This window comes from Geomonas sp. Red276, assembly GCF_054784495.1.
Genome location: NZ_BLXW01000044.1, coordinates 1 through 25,287 on the forward strand (window position 1 = coordinate 1; position 25,287 = coordinate 25,287).

The following is a 25,287-nucleotide window of genomic DNA, read 5'->3' on the forward strand; positions in this document are numbered from 1 at the left end:
TGCCGAGAGGGCCACACCCGTTCCCATCCCGAACACGGAAGTTAAGCCTCTCAGGGCCGATGGTACTGCACTGGTAACGGTGTGGGAGAGTAGGTCGCCGCAGGGAATTTAATAGAAAGCCCCGCCTGGTCATCCAGCGCGGGGCTTTTCAATTATCCCTCGGCCTGACCGGCTAGGCCAGGTTGAAATTGTTTTGATAGGCGATCAGCGTATTGATCATCAGCGCAGCCACCGTCATCCGCCCAACACCACCCGGCACCGGCGTTATCCAGGCGCACTTCGGGGCCACCGGCTGAAAGTCGACGTCGCCGACAATCTTTCCATTTTCCAACCGATTGATGCCGACGTCGATGAGGGTTACCCCTTCCTTTACCATGTCCGGCGTCACGAAACCAGGAATCCCAACCGCAACAATCACGATGTCCGCCCTGCGGGTTTCGTCCAGCAGCAACTCTCGGGGCGTCTCGATATGGGTGAGGGTCACCGTCGCGTTGCCGATATCGAAATCGTTGGAAAGCATGATCGAGATCGGCTTCCCGACGATGTTCGACCTGCCGATAACCACACAGTGCTTCCCCACCACCGGCACCTGGTAAAACTGCAGCAGCTTGCAGATGCCGTAAGCCGTAGCGGGGCGGAAGGCCTTTTGCCCGAGCGCCATCCTGCCGAAGTTGGTGGGGTGGAAGCCATCGATGTCCTTCTCCGGAGATATGCTGTTGATCACTCGCTGCGGGTCGATGTGGGCCGGCAGCGGCAGCTGTACGATAACCCCGTCGGTGGAGGGATCCAGGTTTATCTCTTTGATCTTCGCGAGGAGCTCTTTTTCGGCGACGGTCTCGGGAAATCTGACCAGGCTGCTGTCGAATCCCGACAGAGAACAGGTGGTGATCTTCGACTTCACGTACGATTCGCTCGGGGCTTGGTTTCCCACCAGGATCACCGTCATGTGCGGCTTGCGCAGTCCCGCAGCCACGTGCACTGCGACTTGGCGGGATATGTCGGCGACCAGACTTTCCGCACAAAGTTTTCCATCGAGTAATTTCATGTTTTCTTCCTTTTTGAGTCCGGCAGGTCGGCCCCCTTGGCATGCCCGCTGCCTTGTCCCCTTTTTTCATTTTTTGTTAGCATAAAACTCTTTAGTTCTCAATGTTTACAAAGTTGTACGGCGTATACGTTGGTGGTTTCCCGGTCTTCCCGCCCCTAGGCCATTTTTGCCCGGGATAATTCCTCCTCTCGCTGCGTGGCAAACGGTGAAATTTTACCTTAAATCTCGCTTGTTTGAAGGGGAGGAAGATGGATTTGTTTTTTTTAACTATTAAACAGGAAGTATACCATTACTAAACTTTTCGTTGACAAATGATCCTGAAAAGCCTAGAGTGCCAAAATATACAAAATGTTTACCATTGCTAAACTGGAGGACCTGCGTGAAGATCGGTGAGAGGTTGAAGCGGCTCAGAATGGCTAACTCCTTGACACAAGAGGAACTTGCCAGCCGCGCCGACCTTACCAAAGGCTTCATTTCACAGCTTGAAAACGACGCCACTTCTCCTTCCATCGCCACTTTGAAGGACATCGTCGACGTGCTGGGCATCAGCATGCAGGAGTTCTTCAGCGAAGAGCCGGCCCAGGACGTGGTCTTCGGAAAGGAATCCCGCGTACAGGCAACCGATGACGGTGACAACGTGAAGGTGGAACTGCTGGTTCCGGGAGCCCAGAACCGCGAGATGGACCCGGTGCTGGTGACGCTCGAACCGGGCGGGGAAATGGACGAACAGCCGATGCACGAAGGCGAGGAATTCGGCTTCGTCATTTCCGGCAAGGTGCAGTTACGGTTGGATGACAAGGTGTACACGGTGGACAAGGGGGAATGCTTCTACTTCTCTTCGGATCACCGTCACACGGTTAAGAACATTGGCAAAGGTGCGGCTAAGCTCCTCTGGGTAGTCACGCCGCCGACCTTCTACTACTGAACAACACGACAGGAGAGAGAATCTACATGAGCAAAGTACTGATTATTGGTGCGGGCGGAGTCGGCGGGGTCGTCACTCACAAGTGCGCCCAGGCCAAAGGGATCATCACCGAGATCACCCTTGCTTCCCGGACCGAATCCAAGTGCCGGGCCATCGCGGAGCAGATCCCGCATTTCCCCGTCAAGACTGCCCAGGTGGATGCCGATAACGTTCCCGAGCTGATCGAGCTCATCAAGAAAGAACAGCCTAAGCTGGTCATCAACGTGGCGCTCCCCTACCAGGACCTGACCATCATGGACGCCTGTCTGGCCACCGGTGTCGACTACCTCGACACCGCCAACTACGAGCCGCTCGACACCGCCAAGTTTGAGTACAGCTGGCAGTGGGCCTACCAGGACCGCTTCAAAGAGGCCGGGCTCATGGCGCTGCTGGGCTCGGGCTTTGACCCGGGCGTCACCAATGTCTTCACCGCGCTGGCCGCCAAGAAGTACCTGGACGAGGTGCAGGAGATCGATATCATCGACGCCAACGCCGGCAACCACGGCCAGCCGTTTGCCACCAACTTCAACCCGGAGATCAACATCCGCGAGGTCACCGCTCCCTGCCGTCACTGGGAGAACGGCGCCTGGGTGGAGACCGGCCCGCTGGCGACCAAGCGCTCCTTCGATTTCCCCGACGGGATCGGCCCCATGAACATCTACCGGATGTACCACGAGGAGATGGAGTCGCTGGTCAAGCACATCCCGACCATCAAGAAGGCCCAGTTCTGGATGACCTTCTCGGACAACTATTTGAAGCACCTCGAAGTGCTCCAGAACGTCGGCATGACCCGCATCGACGAGGTCGAATTCAACGGTCAGAAGATCGTTCCGCTGCAGTTTTTGAAGGCCGTCCTCCCGGATCCTGGTAGCCTCGGGCCGCTCACCAAGGGACGCACCTGCATCGGCGTGGCGGCCAAAGGTCTCAAGGACGGCAAGAGGAAGCAGGTCTACATCTACAACATCTGCGACCACGAGGCGTGCTACCGCGAAGTGAAGTCGCAGGCGATCAGCTACACCACCGGGGTTCCCGCCGTGGTGGGCGCCATCATGATGCTCTCGGGCAAGTGGCACCAGGCCGGCGTATACAACATGGAGCAGTTCGATCCCGAACCGTTCCTCGAAGTCCTCTCCGCCTACGGCCTCCCCTACGAGGTGATCGAAGGCGGCGACTGGCTGGAACTTACGTGACCCGGCTGCACGTTGAAGAGATGACCAGGCTGGCCCCTTCCCCCTCCTACGTGGTGGACCTGGGACGGCTGCGCCACAACCTGGCCATCCTGGACGAGGTCCAAAAGCGGAGCGGCGCCAAGATCCTGATGGCGCTCAAGGCCTTCTCCATGTGGAGCGTCTTCCCCATCATTGCGCAGACGCTGAAAGGTGTCTGCGCGAGCTCTCCCTGGGAGGCGAGGCTCGGCCGCGAGGAGTTCGGCGGCGAGGTGCACAGCTTTGCGGCGGCCTTCAAGGAGGGTGACGTCCGGGAGCTTCTCACTACCTCGAACCACCTGGTCTTCAACTCGTTCAACCAGTTCGAGCGCTTCCGCCCGCTCTGGGAGCCGTGCGCCGGCCGCGTCTCCATCGGCCTCCGCGTCAACCCGGAGCATTCGGAGGGGCACACCGTCATCTACGACCCCGCGGCGCCGAAGTCGCGGCTCGGGATCGTGCGTGCCGAGTTCGAGGGGAAATCGCTCAACGGGGTGGAGGGGCTTCATTTCCACACCCTCTGCGAGCAGCTCTTCGAACCCCTGCAGCGGACCGCCGCCGCCTTCGAGGAGAAGTTCGGCGAGTTCCTGCCGCAGATGAAATGGCTGAACCTCGGGGGAGGGCACCACATCACCCGGGAGGGATACGACATCGACGCCCTGGTGGAGCTGGTCCGATACTTCCGCGGCAAATACGGCGTGGAGGTTTACCTCGAGCCGGGCGAGGCGATCGCGATCGGGACCGGAATCCTGGTCTCCGAGGTGATGGACGTGGTGCACAACCAGGTCGACATCGCCATCCTCGACGTCTCGGCCACCTGCCACATGCCGGACATCCTGGAGATGCCGTATCGCCCCGAGATCAAGGATGGCTTCGATCCCGGCGTCAAGGCGCACGACTACCGGCTCGGCGGGCCCTCCTGCCTGGCCGGCGACGTGATCGGTGACTGGTCGTTCGGGCAGCCGCTTCAACCAGGCGACCGGCTGGCCTTTCTCGACATGTCGCACTACACCATGGTGAAGACCACCACCTTCAACGGGATTCAGCATCCCAGCATCTGCACCTTCGAACCCCGTACCGGGAAGCTCGAGGTGGTGCGCAGTTTCAACTACCAGGATTTCAAATCCCGTTTGTCGTAAGCCTCGGCTTCATACTTAAAACTGACAGGTGACGCCTACTATGCCCAAATGGTCCATTAACGATTCCGCGAAGGTGTACAACATCGACAACTGGGGCGCCGAGCTCTTCTCCATCAACAAGAAGGGCAACGTCTGCGTGCATCCTTCCCCTAACTCCAAGTACTCGATCGACCTCAGGATGCTGATGGACGACCTCATCAAGAGGAAGATCAAGCCTCCCATCCTGCTCCGGTTCATGAACATCCTCGAGGGGCGTATCGCCTCCATCAGCCGGGTCTTCAAGAACGCCATCCAGGAGAACAACTACCCGGCCAAGTACCAGACCTTCTATCCGATCAAGGTGAACCAGCAGCGCCAGGTGGTCGAGGCGATCGCCAACTTCGGCAAGAAGTACAACATCGGCCTCGAGGTCGGCTCCAAGCCGGAGCTGGTGGCGGCGATCTCCATGTCGACCGGCTCGAACCTTCCGATCATCTGCAACGGCTACAAGGACACCGAGTTCATCGAGACGGTGCTCTTCGCCACCCGGGTGGGCTACGACATCACCATCGTCATCGAGAAGCTGTTCGAACTGGAGAAGATCGTCGAGGTCTCCAAGCGGACCGGCATCCTCCCCAAGCTGGGCATCCGGGTAAAACTCTCGTCCAAAGGGATCGGCAAATGGTCGACCTCCGGCGGGGACGACGCCAAATTCGGTTTGAGGATTTCCGAGATCATAGCCGCCATCGACAAGCTCAAGGAAAGCAACATGCTGGGGTGTGTCAAGCTTCTCCACTTCCACGTGGGAAGCCAGATCACCAAGATCGACAAGATCAAGAACGCGCTCATCGAGGGGACCAGGATCTACGCCGAGATGCGCAAACTCGGCGTGGACCTCGAGTTCCTCGATATCGGCGGCGGCCTCGGGGTCGACTACGACGGCTCCAAGTCGAGCTACTTCTCAAGCGTGAACTATTCGATCGAGGAGTACGCCAACGACGTCATCTACCAGGTGAAGAACATTTGCGACGACGCCGGCGTCCCCTGCCCGAACATCATCTCGGAATCGGGCCGTGCCACGGTCGCCCACTACTCCGTGCTGGTGACCAACGTTCTAAACAACAACACCCAGACCCTGCTCCCGGATTTCGAGTCGGTATTGAACGACGCCAGCAAGGTGGGTGAGCTCTCCCCGACCGTCAAGAAGCTTTTGGACATCTACAAGAGCATCGACCGCCACTCGCTCAGGGAGGACTACCACGACACCATCCAGCTGATCCAGGAGTCGGTGAGCCTCTTCAACCTGGGCTACCTCAACATGAACGAGCGGGCCCACGCGGAATGGATCTACTCCCGGATCATCCGGAAGATCAACAACATCGTCGAGAAGCTCAAGCCGATCCCGGAGGAGCTGCAGAACTTCCAGCTGAGTCTCCGGCAGACCTACTTCACCAACTTCTCGCTCTTCCAGTCCATCCCGGACTCCTGGGCCATCGACCAGCTCTTCCCGATCGTGCCGATCCAGCGGCTGGACGAGAAGCCGGACGTCCTCACCTCCATCGCCGACATCACCTGCGATTCCGACGGCGAGATCACGAGCTTCGTCGGCCAGACCGGCCGCACCAAGGCGCTGCCGCTGCACAAGATCAAGGGGGAAGAGGACTACTACATCGGTTTCTTCCTGATCGGCGCCTATCAGGAGATCCTGGGGGACATGCACAACCTGTTCGGCGATACCAACGCGGTGCATATCACCTTCAACAAGAAGACCAACTACAAGATCGATACGGTCATCACCGGCGACGCCACCTGGGAGAGCCTCAAGTACGTCCAGTACGACAGCTCCGAGATCTTGAAGAGGGTCCGCAACAACCTCGAGAAGGACGTCTCCCTGCAAAAGGTCTCCATCGAGGAGAGCAGCCACTTCCTCGAGCTGATGGAGAAGACCCTGCAGTCCTACACGTATCTCGGAGAGTGAGTCGAAAACAGGATGCCCGCCCTTGTAAAAAGGGCGGGCATTTTTCATTTCAGATCCAGCGCCACCCGCACTGCCCGCATCCTCCTATGCATGGCCCTTCTACTTTTTTCCCCCTTGAGATCCTGATCCAGTAGCCAACCTCTCGAAATTATACTGTCTCAGTCCCGGCTTTAGCTGAGAGAGTGACGAACGTTCACTTTGTCTGCCTTGGTGGTAGAATTGCCAGGCAAAAGTCATAATCTAGAATTCCCGACAAAAAAGAGGGTATTTGACTTATGTCAAATTCTTTCGGCCGAAGAACCTTCATGATGGGGCGCCCCGAATTTCGACACCGATTCGCGCCATCAACGTACGGTTCGCCACTGCGGCCGAGAAGGAGGAGAGCCGTGCCAATTTCAGGTGTGCTAATTACCTGCCAGCCCAACTGCTGCGAAGCTGCGGCCGGTGTCGTTTCGGCCCTCGACGGGGTGGAAGTCCGCGGCGTATTGCCGGAAGGGCAGATTGTGGCGGTTATCGAGGCCGAGGACGTCGAGAGCGAGGTGGGCCTGGTCACCAGGATCCACGAGATCGACGGCGTCAGCGCGGTCCGGCTTGCCTACCACAGTTTCGAGGATCTGTAAGCAACGCATTGTCATGGAGAAGTCACAATCAGGAGGAGTCATGGAACTCAGCAGGCGCACGTTTCTCAAGGCGAGTGCGGCAGCGGCAGCCTTCGCCGCCGCGGGAGTCACCAGCCTAAAAGGCATTCAACCGGATGATGCCCAGGCGTCCGAAGGTGGGCTTACCTGGGGGAAGGCTCCCTGCCGTTTTTGCGGCACCGGTTGCGGCGTGCTGGTCGGGGTGAAGGATGGGCGGATCGTGGCGACCAAGGCGGATCCGGAGGCCCCGGTCAACAAGGGGCTCAACTGCGTCAAGGGATACTTCCTCGCCAAGGTGCTCTACGGCAAGGACCGGCTCACCACCCCGCTGATCCGCAAGAACGGCAAGCTCGTCGAGGCCAGCTGGGACGAAGCGATGGCCCTGATTGCCTCCAAATACAAGGAGTCCATCGCGAAACACGGCCCCGATTCGGTCGCCATCTACGGCTCGGGGCAGTGGACCGTCTTCGAGGGGTACGCCGCCAGCAAGCTCTTCAAGGCGGGAATCGGCACCAACAACATCGAGGTTAACGCCCGCCTCTGCATGGCCTCAGCGGTGACCGGCTTCATGACCACCTTCGCCAGCGACGAGCCGATGGGGTGCTTCGACGACTTCGACCTGGGGGATACCTTCTTCCTGTGGGGGGCCAACATGGCGGAGTGCCACCCGGTGCTCTTCTCGCGGATACTGGACAACAAGCGCAGCAACCCGCAGGTGAAGATCATCGACTTCGCCACCAGGAAGACCCGCACCTCGCAGATGGCCGACCGCTACGTGCCGTTCGCTCCCCAGACCGACCTGGCGCTCTTGAACGCCTTCGCCCACGTCATCATCCGGGACGGGCTGTACAACCAGCGTTTCATCGACGAGCACGTGGTCTTCAAGAAGGGGAAGGAGAACATAGGCTACGGTCTCACCGACAAGTTCAAGTTCGCCGACGAGGCCAAGGCGATCGATTTCGCCGCCTACAAGGATTTCCTCAAGCCGTACACGCCCGAACACGTCGCAAAACTTTCAGGGGTGCCGGCCGCCACCATCGTGGAGCTCGCGCACCTGTACGCCGACCCTAACCGCAAGGTCAACTCGCTTTGGACCATGGGGTTCAATCAGCACACCCGCGGCACCTGGGTCAATAACCTCGTTTACAACCTGCATCTTCTGACCGGCAAGATCTGCCGTCCCGGCGAAAACCCGTTCTCTTTGACCGGCCAGCCTTCCGCCTGCGGGACCACCCGCGAAGTCGGCACCTTCACCCACCGCCTCCCGGCCGACATGGTGGTCATGAACCCCGAGCACCGGGAGAAGGCGGCCAGGATCTGGGGGGTGGATCCCAACAAGATCCCGGCCAAGCCGACCTACAACGCCACCGAGATGTTCCGCGCCTTCGACCGCGGCGACATCAAGGTGCTCTGGAGCCAGGTCACCAACCCGTTCCAGTCGCTCCCCAACCTGAACCGCTACCGCAAGGGGGCCCAGAAAGGGGACGGGAGGTTCCTGATCGTCTCCGACATCTACCCCACCCGCTCCACAGAAATCGCCGACGTCGTGCTTCCGTCCGCCTCCTGGGTGGAGAAGGAGGGTGCCTTCGGTAACGCCGAACGCCGCACCCAGCAGTGGTTCAAGATGGTAGATCCCCCCGGGGAGGCGAAGAACGACCTCTGGCAGACCATCGAGCTCGCCAAGCGCCTGGGGCACGGCAACCTCTTCCCCTACAGTTATCCGGAAAAGGAGATCTGGGAGGAGTACCGGAAGTTCGCCGAGGGGATGGGAAAAGACCTGGCTCCCTACGAGGAGTACGCGAAGGTCCGCGGAATGCGCTGGCCGGTGGTGAACGGCAAGGAGACCCGCTACCGCTACCTCGAGGGAGAGGACCCCTACGTGAAGGCGGGGGAGGGGATCAAGTTCTACAAGAACAAGCCCGACCACTACAAGGCGGTCATCTGGGCCCGCCCCTACGAGCCGGCTCCCGAGGTCCCCGACCGGCAGTACCCGTTCTGGCTCTGCACCGGCCGCGTCCTCGAGCACTGGCACACCGGCACCATGACCGGGAGGGTGCCCGAGCTCAAACGGGCCTACGCCGAGGCGGTCTGCGAGATGCACCCGGACGATGCCGCAAGGCTCGGTGTCCACCACGGCGGGAAGGTGAAGGTTTCGTCCCGGCGCGGGAGCCTGGTGCTGACCGCCGACCTCCGTGGCCGCGGGCGGGCCGAGCGCGGGAACGTCTTCGTGGCCTTCTTCGACGAAGGTAAATTGATCAACGAACTTTGCATCGACGCCTACTGCCCGATCTCCGCCGAGCCGGATTTCAAGAAGTGCGCAGTCAAGGTGGAGAAGATCTGACAACGGACATCGCGTGGTCGAGGAGGTTCATAGATGAGATTCAGTACCTGCAGTAGCTTCATCGTCATGCTGGTGGCGCTCGGCTCTACTCCGCTGCTGGCCGCCGCCGACAACCTGGATGCCGATGCACGGTTCGCGGAAGGGAACCCGCCGGTCATCCCGCACCGGATCCAGGACGACGCCACCGCCAAGGAGTGCCTTGGCTGCCACTGGCCGCCGGGGAAGGCGACCTATACCCCGCACCCGCTCCGGACCGCCTGCACGCAGTGCCACGTACGGAGCGTGGTGGACGCGGCCCCCCAGGAGCCGGCCAAACCGGCCCACAAGAAGGCCCGCCGGTGACCCTCACCCGCAAGGAATTTTTCAGGCAGGGGGTGCTCTCGCTCGGGAGCGCCGTCCTGGACCTGGCCGGCCTGCGGGGCGCGGAGCGAACTCCCTCCACCGAACCGGCCGGGGGAGGGGAGCCAAGCTTTCTCCCTCGGCCCGAGCCGGTGGCGGCGCCTTCGCCCGGGCTGTGCCTGGCCCGCAGTTGCGGGTGCTTTTCCTGCCTGGAGCGCTGCCCCGAGGAGGCGATCTCCCTCGTCCCGGGCGTGGGCGTCGAGGTAGTCCCTGACCGATGCACCGGCTGCGGCATCTGCCAGGACCTCTGCCCGACCTTCCCCAAGGCCATCACTCTCGCCAGCCGGGAACCGGCGCAAAGCGCCGGGTGACCGCCCGCCTCCCCGGACTCCCCTCCCTTCCGGCCCCGGTACGTTTTCCCTTCGATAAATCCGCATATATCTTCTATACACCATGCGTTTGCCGGCAAAGTCCCGGAATCCCGGCGTCTTAGCCGGTTGCCGCCGTTTTTTGCCCCGGCGGAGGGGGAGGGGGTGTATGCGGTAGCTATACAACGGCGCTCCTTCCCGGTTCCTCTGCTCATGTTCTTCATGTCGGCAAAACGCGCAAAATCGGGATGTTGGCGCGTTGTTGACGGTTTCGTTAGAGTTGGCATGTTTGCTGCTATTAATGGACATCGAGTCAGATATTTTCGGGACCAGGGGAGGATGTCATGAGAGCGCCAATCAACACACTTATCGCGATGGCCGCATCGGCTACCACGGCGTATGCCGCGGGTGGGCAGAGTGACGAGCCCGGCATCCTCTGCTGGGCGTTCATGGGGTTCTGCGCCGTGATCTTCGTCGGGCAGTTGGTGCCCGCCGCCCTGATGCTGATCGGGGCCGCCAAAGGGCTTCTCGGCAAGGACGAGGAGGCCAAGTACCGGATCTAGGTACGGCGGAAGTGCGAACGAAAAAAGCCGCTCGAGAGAGCGGCTTTTTTTGTGCCTATTGTGATGCCTGGTCGCGACTTCTTCAAAACCTCCCTCACCCGCCCTTCGGGCACCCTCTCCCCTGAAGGGGCGAGGGTGCCCGACCGGGAAGGCGGGGTGGGGTTCTTACTTGAGGCGCCCCACCAACAGTTCGGCGCTGTGCTTCACCGCCACCTTCGATCCCTCCTGGTCGATCCCCCCCCTGATCTGCAGGACGCACCCGGGGCAGTCCATGGCGACCACCGGGGCGCCGGTCTCCTTGATGTTGCCGATCTTGGCCTTGAGGATGGGGGCCGAGATCTCCGGGAGCTTCATGGAGTAGGAGCCCCCCATGCCGCAGCACATGTCGCACTCGTGCATCTCGCTGATCCGGTAGCCGGCCTTCTGCAAAAGCTCCCGCGGCTCCTCCGAGACCCGGAGGGTCCTTTTCAGGTGGCAGGAGTCGTGATAGGTGACACTCCCCAGGTCGGCGGCCTCCTTGAAGGAAAGCCGCCCCTCGTCGACCAGCTTCTTCACCAGCGTGGAGAAGTCGATGGTTTTCCCCGCCAAGGCCTCGGCCCTTACGAGGAGATCGGTGCGTCCCAGCGTCTTCAGCGTTTCCCTGAAGTCGTGGGCGAGCGCCACCGTGCAGGTCGGGCAGGCGGAGACCACGTAACTCGCCTCCTCGGCCAAAAGCGCCTCGATGTTGTCCGCCGCGTTTTGGGCCGCCACCTCGTAGGCCCCGTTGTACAGGGCCGGCGCTCCGCAGCAGGTCTGCTCCTGCGGGAACAGCACCTCGATCCCCGCCTTGTTGAGCACCTCGACCAGCGCAGCCCCGGTCTCCGGATAGGCGAAGTCGATCAGGCAGCCGGCGTAGAAGACCACCTTCTCCTTCCCCTTGGGCTGGGCGATCCTCGGGAAGCGGTCGCGGAACGGCTCCGCGGCGATGGCCGGCAGGCTCCTCCCTTCGGTCAGGTCGGAGAGAAAGAGCGGGAGGTGGCGGATGAATCCACCGGAGGTGAACGGCTTGGCCGCCAGCGAGGCCGCCCTCAGCATACCGTGGAAGATCTTTCGGTTGTTCACCACCGCGTAGATGGCCTTCTGGACCAGCGGCTGCCCCTTCTCCACCACGAGCCGGCGGCGGATCTCCATGATCATCTCGGGGATGTCGAGCTTGCCGGGGCAGACCTCCTTGCAGTTGCCGCACTGGATGCAGAGCCCCTGGATCTCCTCTGACTTCTGGAGCTCGTCGAACCAGGCGGTGAGGATGGTGCCGATGCCCCCCGTGTAGACCGCGCCGAAGACGTGGCCGCCGACCAGCCGGAAGATGGGGCAGACGTTGAGGCAGGAGCCGCAGCGAATGCACTGCAGCGCCTGCTTGAACTTGGGATCCTCCGCCATCTCGGTCCGCTTGTTGTCCATCAGGATGATGTGGAGCTGCTTGGGGCTGCCGTCGTCGTTAGGCGTGGGGCCGGAGATGATGGAGACGTAGCTCGTGAGGAGCTGGGCGGTGGCGCTTCTCGGGAGCGCCTCCAGGATGGTCGGCACGGTCTCGAATTTCTCCACCAGCTTCTCCACCCCGATGACGGCGACGTGGATGCGGGGGAGGGTGGTGACCAGTCGGGCGTTCCCCTCGTTGGTGACCAGTACGATGCTGCCGGTCTCGGCCACCGCGATGTTCCCGCCGGAGATTCCCATGTCGGCGGCCAGGAACTTGGGACGGAGCTCGTTGCGCGCCACCTTGACGAGCCTCGGGATGTCGGTGGAGAGCCGCTCGTTGACCTCCTTGCTGAAGATGTCGGCCACTTCCTCCTTGGTCAGGTGGATGGCGGGCATCACCATGTGCGACGGGGTCTGTCCCGCCAGCTGGATGATCCATTCCCCCAGGTCCGTTTCCGCCACCGAGATCCCGTTTTGCTGCAGGTACGGGTTGAGATGGATCTCCTCGGTCGCCATAGACTTCGATTTTACGACCGTCTTCACCCCGTTCTCCCGGGCCACCTTCAGGATGTAATCCTTGACCTCCTGCGGGTCCCGGGTCCGGAAGACGGTGGCCCCGAGCGCTTCGGCGTTTTTCCTGAAGGTTTCCGCCACCTCGTCGAGATGGCCGGCCGCGGAGGACTTCGCCTCGGCGATCCTCCCCCTGAGCCCTTCGAAGTCGATCCCTTCGTAGGCCTTGGCGCGGTTCACCTTGTAGGCCTGGGAGAATTTACCGAGGGCGCCGGTGAGGTTGGCGTTGTTGACCGCGCGGTTGATGGAAGCCTTGAACCCCTTTTTCATTGCCTATCCCCTCCGAGTTCGTCGATGAAGAGGATGACCAGCCGCTGGGGGCCGTGCACCCCGATGGTCAGCACCCGCTCGATGTCGGCCGTCCGGCTCGGTCCGGTTATGAAGGCGATGTAGCGGGAGTTGGCCGGGTTGAGCCGCCTGAAGAGTTCGACCTTGCCGTCGAGGATGGAGTCGGTGGCGGCGATGGCGACGTGGATCTCGGGGAGCGAGGAGACCAGCCGCTGCTCGACCCCGCTCTGGTCCTGTACCAGCGAGCCGGTGTCGGCCAGGGCGAAGTCCACCTGGCTGATGCCGAAGCGGGCCTGCGAGGCCAGTTCCCTGCTGACCTCGAACCTGAGGCCCGCCCCCTGGAGGGTCCCCCTGTCCAGCCCGGCCAGCACGGGGCCCTTCGCCCAGAGCGCGTATCTTCCCGGCTCGTCGCCCATCCCCTCCGCCTTCAGGAAGGGGAGCAGGAACTCCACCGCCCCCTTCACCGTCGCGAACCGGTGCACCTCGGCACCTACCGCAGTCGCCTTGGTTGAAAATTGGTCATACATGTCCGCTCTCCTTCTTCCCCGCTAAAGCTATCTCCCCGCTTCTCCATGGTAAACAGGGTATTTTCGCACCGGAAAAACCGTTCTATCTCCGCCCGCACGACCCGGTTTTGGGGCGGCGAAACTTCTGTTCGCCCCCCTTTCCAGCGCTCATGCCAACTTATATGACCGCTGCAGGTAGTCGGATCATAGTAGAAAAAACCGCCACAGTAAAGCATTTTGGAGGGGGTGGCTAAAAAAACTTGACAGTGTTTTAAAAAATTTGGTAATTGGTCTTACCAAAATGGAATCGCGTGGCAGGGCTGGCTCCGGCTCCCGGCGTGTGCCCCCCTCAACGGCCCGGTCCATCCGGTGAGCGGTGTCTCTGGATCGTTTACTCCTCCCTCGGCGGGAGGTTCGTTAGTGCAGCAACAACTCGCAAGGAGAAGAAGTCATGCCATGGATTCAGAGCTACACCCCCATCGGCGGCAGTCTCGGGATTTCCGCCGTGGTCGCCGCCCTCCCCCTCGTCGTTATCTTTGCCTGTCTGGCCGTCTTCAAGATGAAGGCTCACAAGGCGGGCCCGCTGGCAGTGGCGGTCGCCATCGCGATCGCGGTGTTTTGCTGGCAGATGCCGGTCAAGCTAGCCGCCCTCTCCACCTTCCATGGCGTTGCCTTCGGTCTCTTCCCGGTCTTTTACATCGTGGTCACCACGCTCCTTCTCTATAACATCACCGTCAAGGGGGGGCAATTCGAGATCATCCGCGCCTCGCTGGCCGGGCTGACCGGTGACCGCCGGCTGCAGGCGCTGCTCATCGCCTTCTGCTTCGGCGCCTTCATCGAAGGGGCGGCAGGTTTCGGGACCCCGGTCGCCATCGCCGGTGCCACCCTGGTCGGCCTCGGCTTCCGCCCGTTCTACGCCGCCAGCGTCTGCCTGATCGCCAACACCGCGCCGGTCGCCTTCGGGGCCATCGGCATCCCGGTGGTGGCCCTCGCGGGGGTGATGGGGTACGACGACGCGGGGCTCATGAAGCTCTCCACCATGGTGGGGCGCCAGCTCCCCTTCGTGTCGATGTTCATCCCGTTCTACGTCATCATGATCATGGCCGGCTGGAAGAAGACCATCGAGGTGCTCCCGGCCATCATCGTCTGCGGCGGCACCTTCGCCCTGGCCCAGTGGGGATGCGCGAGCTTCCTCGGGCCCTACCTCCCCGACATCATCGCCTCGCTCTCCACCCTCGCCGCCCTGGTGATCCTGCTCAAGTTCTGGCAGCCGAAAACCATCTGGACCTTCGATCACGAGCCCGAGCCGAAGGGGAAGGAGAGCCACGACTACACGGGGGGGCAGGTCTTCCGCGCCTGGGCTCCCTACCTCGCGCTGACCGCCATGGTGCTCATCTGGGGGATCCCCTCCGTGAAGGATTCCCTCGACAAGAGCAAGATCGTCATCCCGGTCGCCGGTCTCGACAACGCGATCGTGAAGAAGGTGACCAAGCCCTCCGACGGGATCAAGAAGGTGGCCGCCGTGAAGGACGCCATTGACAAGGAGCTCGGCCTCCTCGCCCCGGCCGATCCGAAGCAGGCCGCCCTGGGCGCCGCCCTGGCCGAGCTCGGTGGCGCAGAGGAGAAGCTCCTGGCGGTCGAGATGACCCTTCCCCCCGAAGCGCCGGTTATCACCGCGGAGAGGATGGCCGCCTTCGATGCCGTCGAGAAGAAAGGGAAGGATCTCCAGAAGCTCGAGAAAGAGCTCGTGAAGGCTAAGGTCGTCGAGAAGGACCGCTTCAAGGCGCTCGACAAGGTCGTCGCCGATCAGCTCCCCGCCAAGATCCCGGCCAAGTTCGCCTTCAACTACCTCTCCGCGGCCGGCACCGCCATCCTGATCGCCGCGCTCCTTTCGGCCCTCATCTGCGGGGTCGGCGTGGCCGATTTCTTCCAGGTGCTCGGCAAGACCCTCTACGACATGCGCTTTCCGGCCGTCACCGTCGCCTCGGTGGTCGGTCTCGCCTTCGTCATGAACGCCTCGGGGATGACCACCAGCATGGGGATGGCCTTCACCAAGGCGGGCGCGCTCTTCCCGTTTCTCTCCCCCTTCCTCGGGATGCTCGGCGTCTTCCTGACCGGCTCCGATACCTCCAGCAACGTCCTCTTCGGCGGGCTGCAGAAGGTGACCGCGGAGAACCTGGGGATGAATCCCCTTTTGACCTGTGCCGCCAACACCAGCGGCGGCGTGATGGGCAAGATGATCTCCCCGCAGTCCATCGCGGTCGCCTGCGCGGCTACCGGCCTCATTGGGGAGGAGGGGAACCTCTTCCGCTTCACCGTCAAGCACGCCCTCTTCCTGACCGCGGTGATGGGGTGCATCGTGGCGCTGCAGGCCTACGTCTTCCCGTGGATGATTCCGTAGGGGCCTTGGCCTCAAGCGACAAGGCTTTTCTTGAACCCTTAAAAGCAAATCCCCCTGTCCCCCCTTCGAAAAGGGGGGGGACGGCCCTGCCAGGCAGCTACGGAGCGGGCCGTATTCGACTGCGCAGCGTTACGACAGGGTGGAACCAAGAGGACTGGCACCCATGGAAAAGAGTTTTATCAAGGCGCTGACCGAGATAGTGGGGGATACCTACACCCTCGCTGACGACGAATCGCTCGCCTGCTACGGCTACGATTCCACCCCCGAGCTTAACAGCAGGCCCGGTGCGGTGGTGCTCCCCGCCACCACCGAGGAGATCTCGCGGGTGCTGGCCCTTTGCCACGGGGCAGGGACACGGGTCACCCCCCGCGGCTCGGGCACCAACCTCTCGGGGGGATCGATCTCCTTCGACGGGGGGGTGGTGCTGCAGACCAGCCGGATGAACCGCATCCTCGAGATCGACGAGGAGAACCTGACCGCCACCGTCGAGCCGGGGGTGGTCACCAGCACGCTTCACCGCGAGGTGGAAAGCCGGGGCCTCTTCTATCCCCCCGACCCGGGGAGCATGAACATCTCCACCATGGGGGGGAACGTCGCCGAGAACTCCGGGGGCTTGCGGGGGCTCAAGTACGGCGTCACCGACGACTACGTCATGGGTTTGAAGACCGTCCTCTCCGACGGCGATATCCTCAGGACCGGCGGCAAGGTGGTGAAGGACGTGGCCGGCTACAACCTGAACCACCTGCTGGTCTCCTCCGAGGGGACCCTCGGGATCTTCTCGGAGATCACCGTCAAGCTGATCCCCAGGCCGCGGACCAAGAAAACCATGCTGGTCCACTTCCCGCAGCTCGAGCAGGCGGCCCTGACCGTCTCCCACATCATCGCCGCCCGCATCATCCCGGCCACCCTCGAGTTCCTCGACCGGGTGACCATCAAGTGCGTGGAGGATTACGCCCACGTGGGGCTCCCGCTCGACGTGGACGCGGTCCTGCTCATCGAGGTGGACGGGCACCCCGCCCAGGTCGAGGAGGATGCCGCCGGGATCCGGGAGATCTGCGAGCGCCACCGGTGCTCCTTCTTCCAGACCGCGGCCGACGCCGACGAGGCGCTGAAACTCGCGACCGCGCGGCGGGTGGCGCTCTCCGCGCTGGCAAGGCTTAAGCCGACCACCATCCTCGAGGACGCCACCGTCCCGAGAAGCTGCATCGCTCCCATGGTGAAGCTGATCCAGGAGACCGCCAGGAAGTACGACCTCCTGATCGGCACCTTCGGGCACGCGGGGGACGGCAACCTGCACCCCACCTGCCTCACCGACGAGAGAAACCAGGACGAGATCGCCCGCGCCCACCAGGCCTTCGGGGAGATCTTCGAGGCGACCATCGGGATGGGGGGCACCATCACCGGCGAGCACGGGGTAGGGGTGGCCAAGAAGAAGTACCTTCCCAAGCTGGTCGGCCAGGCGGGGCTGCGCGTCATGCGCGGCATCAAGGGGGCGCTGGATCCCAAAGGTGTCCTAAACCCCGGGAAGATCTTCTAGGGGGAGCCTCAGGCAGGTAGGTCGCTCCCCCGTCGGGAGTGGGAGACTGCCCTTAATGCTCGTGTTCGGTGACCAACGCACATCCCCCCTGTCCCCCCTTTAACAAGGGGGGGACCCTTTCGCCGAAGCAGGTGGATCAAGGAAGGGAGGGGGATACTAGAAGCAGGTAACGACTATGGATTACTTAAAGCTGATAAATTGCATGCGCTGCGGGATGTGCCTCCCGCACTGCCCCACCTACAAGGAAACCTTCCTGGAAACCGCCTCCCCGCGCGGACGCGTGGCGCTGGTGAGGAAGTTCCAGGAAGGGGAACTCTCCGCCACCGAAAACTTCCTCGAGTACCTCTCGCTTTGCCTCGACTGCCAGGCCTGCGCCTCGGCCTGCCCCTGCGGGGTCAACGCCGGCGAGCTGGTGGCCGAGTTCCGCTGCGAGAAGAAGGCCCAGGAGGGGCTCTCTTTCATGGAGGAGGTGATCCTCAGAAAGCTCGTTCCCCATCCGGACCGGCTGGAGACCGCTACCGCCCCCTTACGCCTTTACCAGCGAAGCGGCGTGCAGAAGGTGGTGCGGACCCTGGGGCTCTTGAAGATGTTCCCCGCCTCGCTGGGGCGCATGGAGGGGCTATTGCCGAAGCTCCCGGCGGCGCCGCTTCGCCAGACCCTTGACGAGGTCACTCCCGCCCAAGGCAAGGAGAAGGGGACGGTGGGATTTTTCCTCGGCTGCGTGATGAGCCTCGTCTTCAGCGAGGCGAGCCTCGCCACCGTCGAGCTTCTCTCCCTTTTGGGGTACAAGGTGATCACCCCCAAGGAGCAGAAATGCTGCGGGGCTCCCAACATGCTCGGCCACGACGCCGAGGGGGTGCAGCAGGCCGCCCGCTTCAACACCGACCTCTTCTCCTCCCATAACCTCGACTTCGTGGTCACCGACTGTGGAGGGTGCGGGGCCGAGCTGAAGAAGTACGGTCACCACCTGGAAGGGGACTCCAAGGCGGCCGCCTTCAGCGCCAAGGTGGCGGACATTTCCGAGATCCTCGCGGGGGAGGCGGAAACTCTCAAGGGAGTGCTCAAACCGCTGCCGGTGAAGGTCACCTACCACGACCCCTGCCATATCGCACACTGCCAGGGGATCCGCAGCCAGCCCCGCTCCCTGATCAAGCTGATCCCGGGGATCGACTTCCGCGAGCTCCCCGAGGCCGACGCCTGCTGCGGCTCGGCCGGCACCTACAATCTCGAGAAGCCGGAGATGTCAGAACGGGTCCTGAACCGGAAGGTGGCCAACGTCCAGAAGACGGGCGCCGAGTACCTGGTGACCGGGAATCCCGGTTGCCTGCTGCAGCTCAAAAAAGCGCTCACCGACGCCTCGCCGCAGGTTAAGGTGATCCACATCACCGAGCTGCTGAAGATGAGTCTGAATGCCTGAGTCACGTCAAACTCTTACTCAAAATTCGGTCTTTATCTCATCTCTCCCTTCTGCTCGCCGTGGGGAAACTGTCAGGACAGGAGCCACCCGGATTCCGTTTACAAAAATCTGTTGCCAACAAATAGTTAATATAGTATCGGTTGCGTCATGATGTTTACGCCGATCAAGCCCAAAAAAGTCTCCACCCAAATAGCCGAGCAGATACGTGCCTCCATCCTGGCGGGAGAGTTCACTCCCGGCGAGAAACTCCCCCCCGAGCGCGAACTGGCCGAGATGTTCGGCGTTTCCCGTCCCTCGGTCCGCGAGGCACTCAACCTGCTCGCCTCCAGCGGGATGGTCGAGACCTACCAGGGAGGGGGGACCATCGTCCGTTCGCTGGTGGAGGTGACGACCAACGTCCCGCTTTCCGAGCTGATCCGGATCGACGGCGACCGCGCCCTGGACGTCATCGAGGTCAGGAAGGGGATGGAGTCCTGGACGTCGTACTACGCCGCCAGCCGCGCGCTCCCGGAGGACCTAAGGCGTCTGGAGCTGGTGATCGAGGGGATGGCCAAGAACCTCGAGGAGCTCAAGCATTCCGAGGACCTCGACGCCCACTTCCACACCCTGATCGCCAAGGCCACCCACAACGTGGTCTGGTTCCACATGATGCAGAGCATCTTCGACGCCATGCAGGAGTTCCAGCGCGACGTCTGGCGGGCCGTCTACCTGACCGCCGAGGACCACCACCTTCTCTACAGCCACCACCGCCGGATCTACGACATGATCCGCGACCGCAACCCCGACGGGGCGAGGGACGCCATGCTCGAGCACCTCACCTTCGCCCACAAACGCTGCTCCGCCTACGTCTCCATGCGCGGCGGGGCGGATTTGTCGGTGGCGTAGGCCGGAAGGTATACCCCCATCCTCACCCCAACCCTCCCCTTGAAGGGGGGGGAGAGTGCGCGGAGGGGGGAGGGATGAAGAGCAAAGCAGGTAGAGTGAAGAGAAGGGCCTGGCGAGAACGCCGGGCCCTTCGCCGTTTCTGCCGGCCGTACCCGACGCCTTTCAGGCAGCGTTTCCTCCCCTTCAAGGGGAGGGACAGGGTGAGGATGGGGTGAGGATTGGATGAGGAGACGGGCCGGGGCGGGGAAGATGGGATAAACTCCGCAAAGGCTCACCACCAGAGGCTGTTTTTGGTTGATGCAGGGGGGCTTTTTGGGTATAGTTACCCGATTTATCGGTATTAGATAAAACCAAGGAGGGTTTTCGATGATAGATTTTCTGGGCGATTGGAAAAGGACCAGCTATTGCGGCGAGTTGAGGGCCGAGCACATCGGGCAGGAAGTGGTGCTGATGGGATGGGTGGCCAAGCGGCGCGACCACGGCGGCCTCATCTTCATTGACCTGCGCGACCGCGACGGTATCGCCCAGGTGGTCTTCGACCCGGAAAGGTCCGCCGAAGCGCACGGCAAGGCCGAGAGCGCCCGTAACGAGTACGTCCTCGCCGTCAAGGGGATCGTGGCCCCGCGCCCGGAGGGGACCGTCAATCCGAAGATGAAGACCGGCGAGGTCGAGATCAACGTCACCGAGTGCAAGCTTTTGAACCCCTCCAAGGCGCTTCCCTTCATGCTCGACGGCTTCGTCGACGTGAACGAGAACATCCGCCTGAAGTACCGCTATCTCGACCTCAGGACCCAGACCCTGCAGTCGAACATGATTCTCAGGTCCAAGGTGGCCCAGGTCACCCGCTCCTACCTGACCGAAAACGGCTTTCTGGAGATCGAGACCCCGTTTTTGACCAAGTCCACCCCGGAAGGGGCCCGCGACTTCCTGGTTCCCTCCAGGATCAACAAGGGGAATTTCTACGCACTTCCCCAGTCCCCGCAGCTCTTCAAGCAGATCCTCATGGTCGCCGGTATGGACCGCTACTTCCAGATCGTCCGCTGCTTCCGTGACGAGGACCTGCGCGCCGACCGCCAGCCGGAGTTCACCCAGATCGACTGCGAGATGTCCTTCATCCAGAGGGAAGACATCATCCGCGTCATGGAAGGGCTCATGGCCCGCATCTTCTTCGAGGCCAAAGGGATCGAGGTGCAGCTCCCGATCCAGCACATGACCTACGCCGAGGCCATCCGCCGCTTCGGCGTCGATAACCCGGACCTCCGCTTCGGCCTGGAGCTCGTCGAGCTCTCCGACCTGGTCAAGAACTCCGGCTTCAAGGTGTTCGCCGACGTGACCAAGTCGGGCGGCATCGTCAAGGGGATGAACGTCAAGGGGGGCGGCGCCTTCTCCAGGAAGGAGATCGACGACCTGACCGCCTTCACCGCCATCTACGGCGCCAAGGGGCTCGCCTACGTGAAGATCACCGCCGACGGCTGGCAGTCCCCGATCGCCAAGTTCTTCACCGCCGAGGAAATCGCCGCCATGGACAAGGCCTTCGGCTCGGAAGAAGGTGACCTGCTCCTCTTCGTGGCCGACAAGCCGAAGGTGGTCAACGACTCGCTGGGCCGCCTGAGGAACCACCTCGCCGCCAAGATGGGGCTCGCCGATCCCAACGAGTACCGCTTCGTCTGGATCACCGACTTCCCGCTCCTCGAGTGGGACGAGGAGGCCGGCCGCTGGGCCGCCGTCCACCATCCGTTCACCGCCCCCATGGACGAGGACCTCGAGTTCGTCGAGAGCGACCCGGGGCGCTGCCGTGCCAAGGCCTACGACCTGGTCCTCAACGGCAACGAGATCGGCGGCGGCTCCATCAGGATCCACCAGGAGCAGGTGCAGTCCCTCATGTTCAAGATGCTGGGACTCTCCGCCGAAAACGCCCGCAGCAAGTTCGGCTTCCTCTTGGACGCCCTCGAGTACGGCACCCCGCCGCACGGCGGCATCGCCTTCGGTCTTGACCGCCTGATGATGCTCATCACCGGCTCCGACTCCATCCGCGACGTCATCGCCTTCCCGAAAACCCAGAAGGGCGCCTGCCTCATGTCCGAGGCTCCCTCCGAGGTCGACACCCTGCAGCTGCGCGAACTCGGCATCCGCCTGGCCAAGCAGTAACCCGGGGGCTGTCGCCTTTGAGGCTTTGCGCTCTACTCATACCGCTGCTCTGCGTTTGCGCCCTTTGTTCCTGCGCCACTGAGCCTCCCCGTCACCGCGGGGAGGCTCTGGCGGTGTTGGAGCGCGCAAGGAGCGCGGGAGCGGACACCCAGCTCGCCTCCGAATTCAGGAGCGCCCTCGAGGCGTACGGCAGGGGGGAAACCTTTCTCAAGGACGGCGATACCGAGGAGGCCGACAGCTACTACGGACTGGCGCTCATGAAGGGGGAGCTCCTCGAGAAGGAACTGGCCGATATCAAGGCGAAGCGGCTCGAGGAGGCGAGGCTTGCCGAGGAGAGAAAGCGCGCCGAGGAGGAGCGGCTCGCCCGCGAGGAGGCCAACCGCAAGGCGCAGGCCGAGCTGGAGGCCCTGGCCCAGAAGGAGCGGGAGCAGGCCGAGGAGGCCGCCCGGGCCAAGAAGGCGGTCAAGCCGGTCCCCAGGGAGCACGCGCTGGTCTCCACCTACACGGTGCGGCGCGGCGAATCGCTTCCCTACATCGCCTCGCAGCCCGAGGTCTACGGCGACCGGATGCTCTGGCCGCTCATCTACCGGGCCAACCGCGCCCAGATCCGCGACCCCCGCCACATCTGGCCCGGCCAGGTGCTGAAGATCCCGCGGAACCTCTCCCGCGAGGACATCGCCGAGGCCCGCCGCTACTCGCAGGACCGCCCGCTGCACTAAAACCACTTCCGGTTTCAAGGTCTTCCCTCACCCGGCCTCCGGCCACCCCGTTTTCCATCCTTCCGTCTCCCTCTTTTCGTCACACGGACCGGCTTTTTTTTCACATTAAAACCGCCCCGGCGGCGAACTCAAAAAAGTGCGCTATACTGGAGCGGTCCGCGAGGGTGAAAAGCCCGTCGCAAGGCCGCCGGACGCCCCCTTTCAGAGGCAAAAAAGGTCGCACTTTCAACTCCTTCCATCCTCCCTCGCCAAGGGCCCCGAATTTTTTTCCATCCATAAGTTTGCGCCAAGATTTTCCCTTGACACTGAAAACCGATTTGTATACTGTATACAAAATTTTATTCAGGATAGGCTTCCTGTAACATCCCTCAAATCCACAGGAATTATCGGACGGGGACGACGGAGGGCGCGCTTTCGCCTCCGATGGTCTCTTTTTCCCTTTTGTTTCGACGGGGTGGCCGTTTCCAGGCGACTGGCGGCGGATCGCCACCCGATTTTTCATCGAGCTTCCGGCCTTCAGGCACAAAAACCAAGGAGAGAACTAAACGATGACAACAGCAAAGATTATCTGGACCAAGATCGACGAGGCCCCGGCACTTGCCACCTACTCCCTGCTTCCCATCGTCAATGCCTTCACGAAGGCAGCGGGCGTTGAGGTCGAGACCAGGGACATCTCCCTCGCCGGCAGAATCATCGCCAACTTCCCCGAGAAACTGAGAGCGGACCAGAAGATCGCCGACGAGCTGGCTTACCTGGGCGACCTGACCCAGAAGGTGGAAGCCAACATCATCAAGCTCCCCAACGTCTCCGCCTCGATTCCGCAGCTGAAAGCCGCCATCGCCGAGCTGCAGAGCCAGGGTTACGACATTCCGGACTACCCGGAAGATCCCAAGACCGAAGAGGAAAAGGCCCTTAACGCCCGTTTCGCCAAGGTGCTCGGTTCCGCCGTCAACCCGGTACTGCGCGAGGGTAACTCCGACCGCCGCTCCGCCAAGGCCGTCAAGGAGTACGCCAAGAAGCACCCGCACAAGATGGGCGCCTGGAGCCCCGATTCCAAGAGCCACGTCTCCCACATGACCGCCGGCGACTTCTACCACTCCGAGAAGTCCGCCACCGTTCCGGAGGCGGGCACCTACAAGATCGAGTTCGTCGACAAGGCCGGCAAGGCCACCTGCATGAAAGAGCTGAAGCTGCAGGCCGGCGAGGTGGTCGACGGCTCCTTCATGAGCGTCAAGGCCCTCCGCAAGTTCATCGCCGAGCAGATCGCCGACGCCAAGGCCAAGGGGATCCTCTTCTCCGTCCACCTGAAGGCCACCATGATGAAGATCTCCGACCCGATCATCTTCGGGCATTTCGTCTCGGTCTTCTTCGAGGACGTCTTCACCAAGCACGCCGCCACCTTCAAGGAGCTGGGGGTCAACCCCGACCTCGGCCTGGGCGACCTCTACAAGAAGCTCGCGAGCCTCCCCGACGCCAAGCGCGCCGAGATCGAGGCCGACATCAAGGCCGTCTACGCCAAGCGTCCCGAGATGGCCATGGTCGACTCCGACAAAGGGATCACCAACCTGCACGCCTCCAACGACATCATCATCGACGCCTCCATGCCGGTGGTGATCCGCGACTCCGGCAAGATGTGGGGCCCGGACGGGAAACTCCACGACGTCAAGTGCGTGGTGCCCGACACGAGCTACTCCGAGTGGTACCAGGTCTGCATCGACTTCTGCAAGGAGAACGGCCAGTTCGACCCGACCACCATGGGCTCCACCTCCAACGTGGGCCTCATGGCTCAGAAGGCCGAGGAGTACGGCTCCCACGACAAGACCTTCAAGGCTGCCGCCGACGGCACCTTCCGCCTGGTCGACCCGGCCGGCAAGGTGGTGTTCGAGCACCAGGTCGAAGAGGGGGACATCTGGAGGGGCTGCCAGGCCAAGGATCTCCCGATCCAGGACTGGGTCAAGCTCGCCGTCAACCGCGCCCGCGCCACCAAGACCCCGGCCGTCTTCTGGCTCGACAAGAACCGCGCCCACGACGCCCAGCTGATCGTCAAGGTTCAGAAGTACCTCAAAGACCACGACACCACCGGGCTTGAGCTCCCGATCATGGCACCGCCCGAGGCGATGCTCTACACCTGCAAGCGCGCCAAGGCCGGCCTCGACACCATCACCGTCACCGGCAACGCCCTGAGGGACTACCTGACCGACCTCTTCCCGATCCTCGAGCTCGGCACCTCCGCCAAGATGCTCTCCATCGTGCCGCTTCTGGCCGGCGGTGGCCTCTTCGAGACCGGTGCGGGCGGCTCCGCTCCCAAGCACGTGCAGCAGTTCCAGCAGGAAGGGTACCTCCGCTGGGATTCGCTCGGCGAGTTCCTGGCCCTGGCCGTCTCCCTCGAGCACCTGGCCGCCACCTTCAAGAACGAGAAGGCGCAGCTTCTGGCCGACACCCTGGATGCGGCCAACACCAAGTTCCTCGACCAGAACAAGAACCCGGCCCGTAAGGTCGGCCAGATCGACAACCGCGGCTCCCACTTCTACCTCGCCATGTACTGGGCCGAGGCGCTGGCCGCCCAGACCAAGGACGCAGCTCTCGCCGCCCAGTTCGCCAAGATCGCCAAGGAGCTCCAGGCCAACGAGGAGAAGATCAACGCCGAGCTGATCGGGGCCCAGGGCAAGCCGGTCGACATGGGCGGCTACTACCACCCGGACGACGCGAAGACCGAGAAGGCCATGCGTCCGAGCGCGACCCTGAACGCAATCATCGACGCTATCAACAAATAATCCGCAGCATCACGTAGACAACTTCAAT

19 protein-coding genes and 1 rRNA gene are annotated in these 25,287 nt (G+C 62.3%); 17 read left to right on the top strand and 3 right to left on the bottom strand.

What is annotated here, in order from left to right:
* Nucleotides 1–106, top strand: a 5S ribosomal RNA gene (gene rrf, locus ACYVL5_RS20730); the annotation flags it as partial.
* Nucleotides 107–172: 66 nt separating this feature from the next.
* Here rrf and ACYVL5_RS20735 read toward each other — a convergent pair.
* Nucleotides 173–1,045: a bifunctional 5,10-methylenetetrahydrofolate dehydrogenase/5,10-methenyltetrahydrofolate cyclohydrolase gene (locus ACYVL5_RS20735; RefSeq protein ID WP_460597477.1), complete on the bottom strand. Its 873-nt coding sequence runs from the start codon at nucleotides 1,043–1,045 to the stop codon at nucleotides 173–175.
* 379 nt (nucleotides 1,046–1,424) lie between these two features.
* Here ACYVL5_RS20735 and ACYVL5_RS20740 point away from each other — a divergent pair, with 379 nt between their 5' ends.
* The 9 genes from ACYVL5_RS20740 (at nucleotide 1,425) to ACYVL5_RS20780 (ending at nucleotide 10,556) form a co-directional block, all read left to right on the top strand.
* Nucleotides 1,425–1,970 carry a helix-turn-helix domain-containing protein gene (locus tag ACYVL5_RS20740; protein WP_250679223.1) on the top strand — a complete coding sequence of 182 codons (546 nt, stop codon included), beginning with the start codon at nucleotides 1,425–1,427 and terminating at the stop codon, nucleotides 1,968–1,970.
* Nucleotides 1,971–1,996: 26 nt separating this feature from the next.
* On the top strand, nucleotides 1,997–3,199 hold the full coding sequence (locus tag ACYVL5_RS20745; RefSeq protein ID WP_460597478.1) for a saccharopine dehydrogenase family protein: 1,203 nt from the start codon (nucleotides 1,997–1,999) through the stop codon (nucleotides 3,197–3,199).
* Nucleotides 3,200–3,219: 20 nt separating this feature from the next.
* A complete protein-coding gene (gene nspC, locus ACYVL5_RS20750; protein ID WP_460597506.1) occupies nucleotides 3,220–4,350 on the top strand; it encodes a carboxynorspermidine decarboxylase in 1,131 nt (376 codons plus the stop codon).
* Between the two features lie 40 nt (nucleotides 4,351–4,390).
* Nucleotides 4,391–6,307 (top strand): arginine decarboxylase, encoded by a 1,917-nt coding sequence (speA, locus tag ACYVL5_RS20755; protein WP_460597479.1) that lies wholly within the window; start codon nucleotides 4,391–4,393, stop codon nucleotides 6,305–6,307.
* A 386-nt stretch (nucleotides 6,308–6,693) separates the two neighbouring features.
* Complete coding sequence (locus ACYVL5_RS20760) at nucleotides 6,694–6,927, top strand: chaperone NapD (protein ID WP_460597480.1); 234 nt, start codon at nucleotides 6,694–6,696, stop codon at nucleotides 6,925–6,927.
* 40 nt (nucleotides 6,928–6,967) lie between these two features.
* Entirely contained in the window at nucleotides 6,968–9,286 is a 2,319-nt protein-coding gene (locus ACYVL5_RS20765) for a molybdopterin-binding domain-containing protein (protein ID WP_460597481.1), read from the top strand.
* Nucleotides 9,287–9,319: 33 nt separating this feature from the next.
* Nucleotides 9,320–9,628, top strand: a complete 309-nt coding sequence (locus ACYVL5_RS20770) for a hypothetical protein (RefSeq protein ID WP_460597482.1) — start codon at nucleotides 9,320–9,322, stop codon at nucleotides 9,626–9,628.
* A complete protein-coding gene (locus ACYVL5_RS20775; protein ID WP_460597483.1) occupies nucleotides 9,625–9,996 on the top strand; it encodes a 4Fe-4S dicluster domain-containing protein in 372 nt (123 codons plus the stop codon). The genes ACYVL5_RS20770 and ACYVL5_RS20775 overlap by 4 nt, the downstream gene beginning before the upstream one ends.
* A gap of 341 nt (nucleotides 9,997–10,337) precedes the next feature.
* Complete coding sequence (locus tag ACYVL5_RS20780) at nucleotides 10,338–10,556, top strand: hypothetical protein (RefSeq protein ID WP_460597484.1); 219 nt, start codon at nucleotides 10,338–10,340, stop codon at nucleotides 10,554–10,556.
* Nucleotides 10,557–10,721: 165 nt separating this feature from the next.
* Here ACYVL5_RS20780 and ldhH read toward each other — a convergent pair whose 3' ends face one another.
* Both ldhH and ACYVL5_RS20790 read right to left on the bottom strand, forming a co-directional pair.
* Nucleotides 10,722–12,854 carry an L-lactate dehydrogenase (quinone) large subunit LdhH gene (gene ldhH, locus ACYVL5_RS20785; RefSeq protein ID WP_460597485.1) on the bottom strand — a complete coding sequence of 711 codons (2,133 nt, stop codon included), beginning with the start codon at nucleotides 12,852–12,854 and terminating at the stop codon, nucleotides 10,722–10,724.
* Nucleotides 12,851–13,399 (bottom strand): LutC/YkgG family protein, encoded by a 549-nt coding sequence (locus tag ACYVL5_RS20790; RefSeq protein ID WP_460597486.1) that lies wholly within the window; start codon nucleotides 13,397–13,399, stop codon nucleotides 12,851–12,853. The genes ldhH and ACYVL5_RS20790 overlap by 4 nt, the downstream gene beginning before the upstream one ends.
* Before the next feature lie 430 nt (nucleotides 13,400–13,829).
* On the opposite strand from ACYVL5_RS20790, the gene ACYVL5_RS20795 reads away from it, so the two are divergent.
* The 7 genes from ACYVL5_RS20795 (at nucleotide 13,830) to ACYVL5_RS20825 (ending at nucleotide 25,259) form a co-directional block, all read left to right on the top strand.
* Nucleotides 13,830–15,779 (top strand): L-lactate permease, encoded by a 1,950-nt coding sequence (locus ACYVL5_RS20795; RefSeq protein WP_460597487.1) that lies wholly within the window; start codon nucleotides 13,830–13,832, stop codon nucleotides 15,777–15,779.
* A 163-nt stretch (nucleotides 15,780–15,942) separates the two neighbouring features.
* Nucleotides 15,943–17,316, top strand: a complete 1,374-nt coding sequence (locus ACYVL5_RS20800; protein WP_460597488.1) for an FAD-binding oxidoreductase — start codon at nucleotides 15,943–15,945, stop codon at nucleotides 17,314–17,316.
* A gap of 175 nt (nucleotides 17,317–17,491) precedes the next feature.
* Nucleotides 17,492–18,733, top strand: coding sequence for a (Fe-S)-binding protein (locus ACYVL5_RS20805; protein WP_460597489.1), 1,242 nt, complete (start codon nucleotides 17,492–17,494; stop codon nucleotides 18,731–18,733).
* Between the two features lie 147 nt (nucleotides 18,734–18,880).
* Complete coding sequence (locus ACYVL5_RS20810) at nucleotides 18,881–19,618, top strand: FadR/GntR family transcriptional regulator (RefSeq protein WP_460597490.1); 738 nt, start codon at nucleotides 18,881–18,883, stop codon at nucleotides 19,616–19,618.
* A 366-nt stretch (nucleotides 19,619–19,984) separates the two neighbouring features.
* Nucleotides 19,985–21,766, top strand: a complete 1,782-nt coding sequence (aspS, locus tag ACYVL5_RS20815; protein ID WP_460597491.1) for an aspartate--tRNA ligase family protein — start codon at nucleotides 19,985–19,987, stop codon at nucleotides 21,764–21,766.
* 113 nt (nucleotides 21,767–21,879) lie between these two features.
* On the top strand, nucleotides 21,880–22,485 hold the full coding sequence (locus ACYVL5_RS20820) for a LysM peptidoglycan-binding domain-containing protein (protein WP_460597492.1): 606 nt from the start codon (nucleotides 21,880–21,882) through the stop codon (nucleotides 22,483–22,485).
* A 548-nt stretch (nucleotides 22,486–23,033) separates the two neighbouring features.
* Nucleotides 23,034–25,259, top strand: a complete 2,226-nt coding sequence (locus ACYVL5_RS20825) for an NADP-dependent isocitrate dehydrogenase (RefSeq protein ID WP_460597493.1) — start codon at nucleotides 23,034–23,036, stop codon at nucleotides 25,257–25,259.
* Nucleotides 25,260–25,287 lie beyond the last annotated feature (28 nt).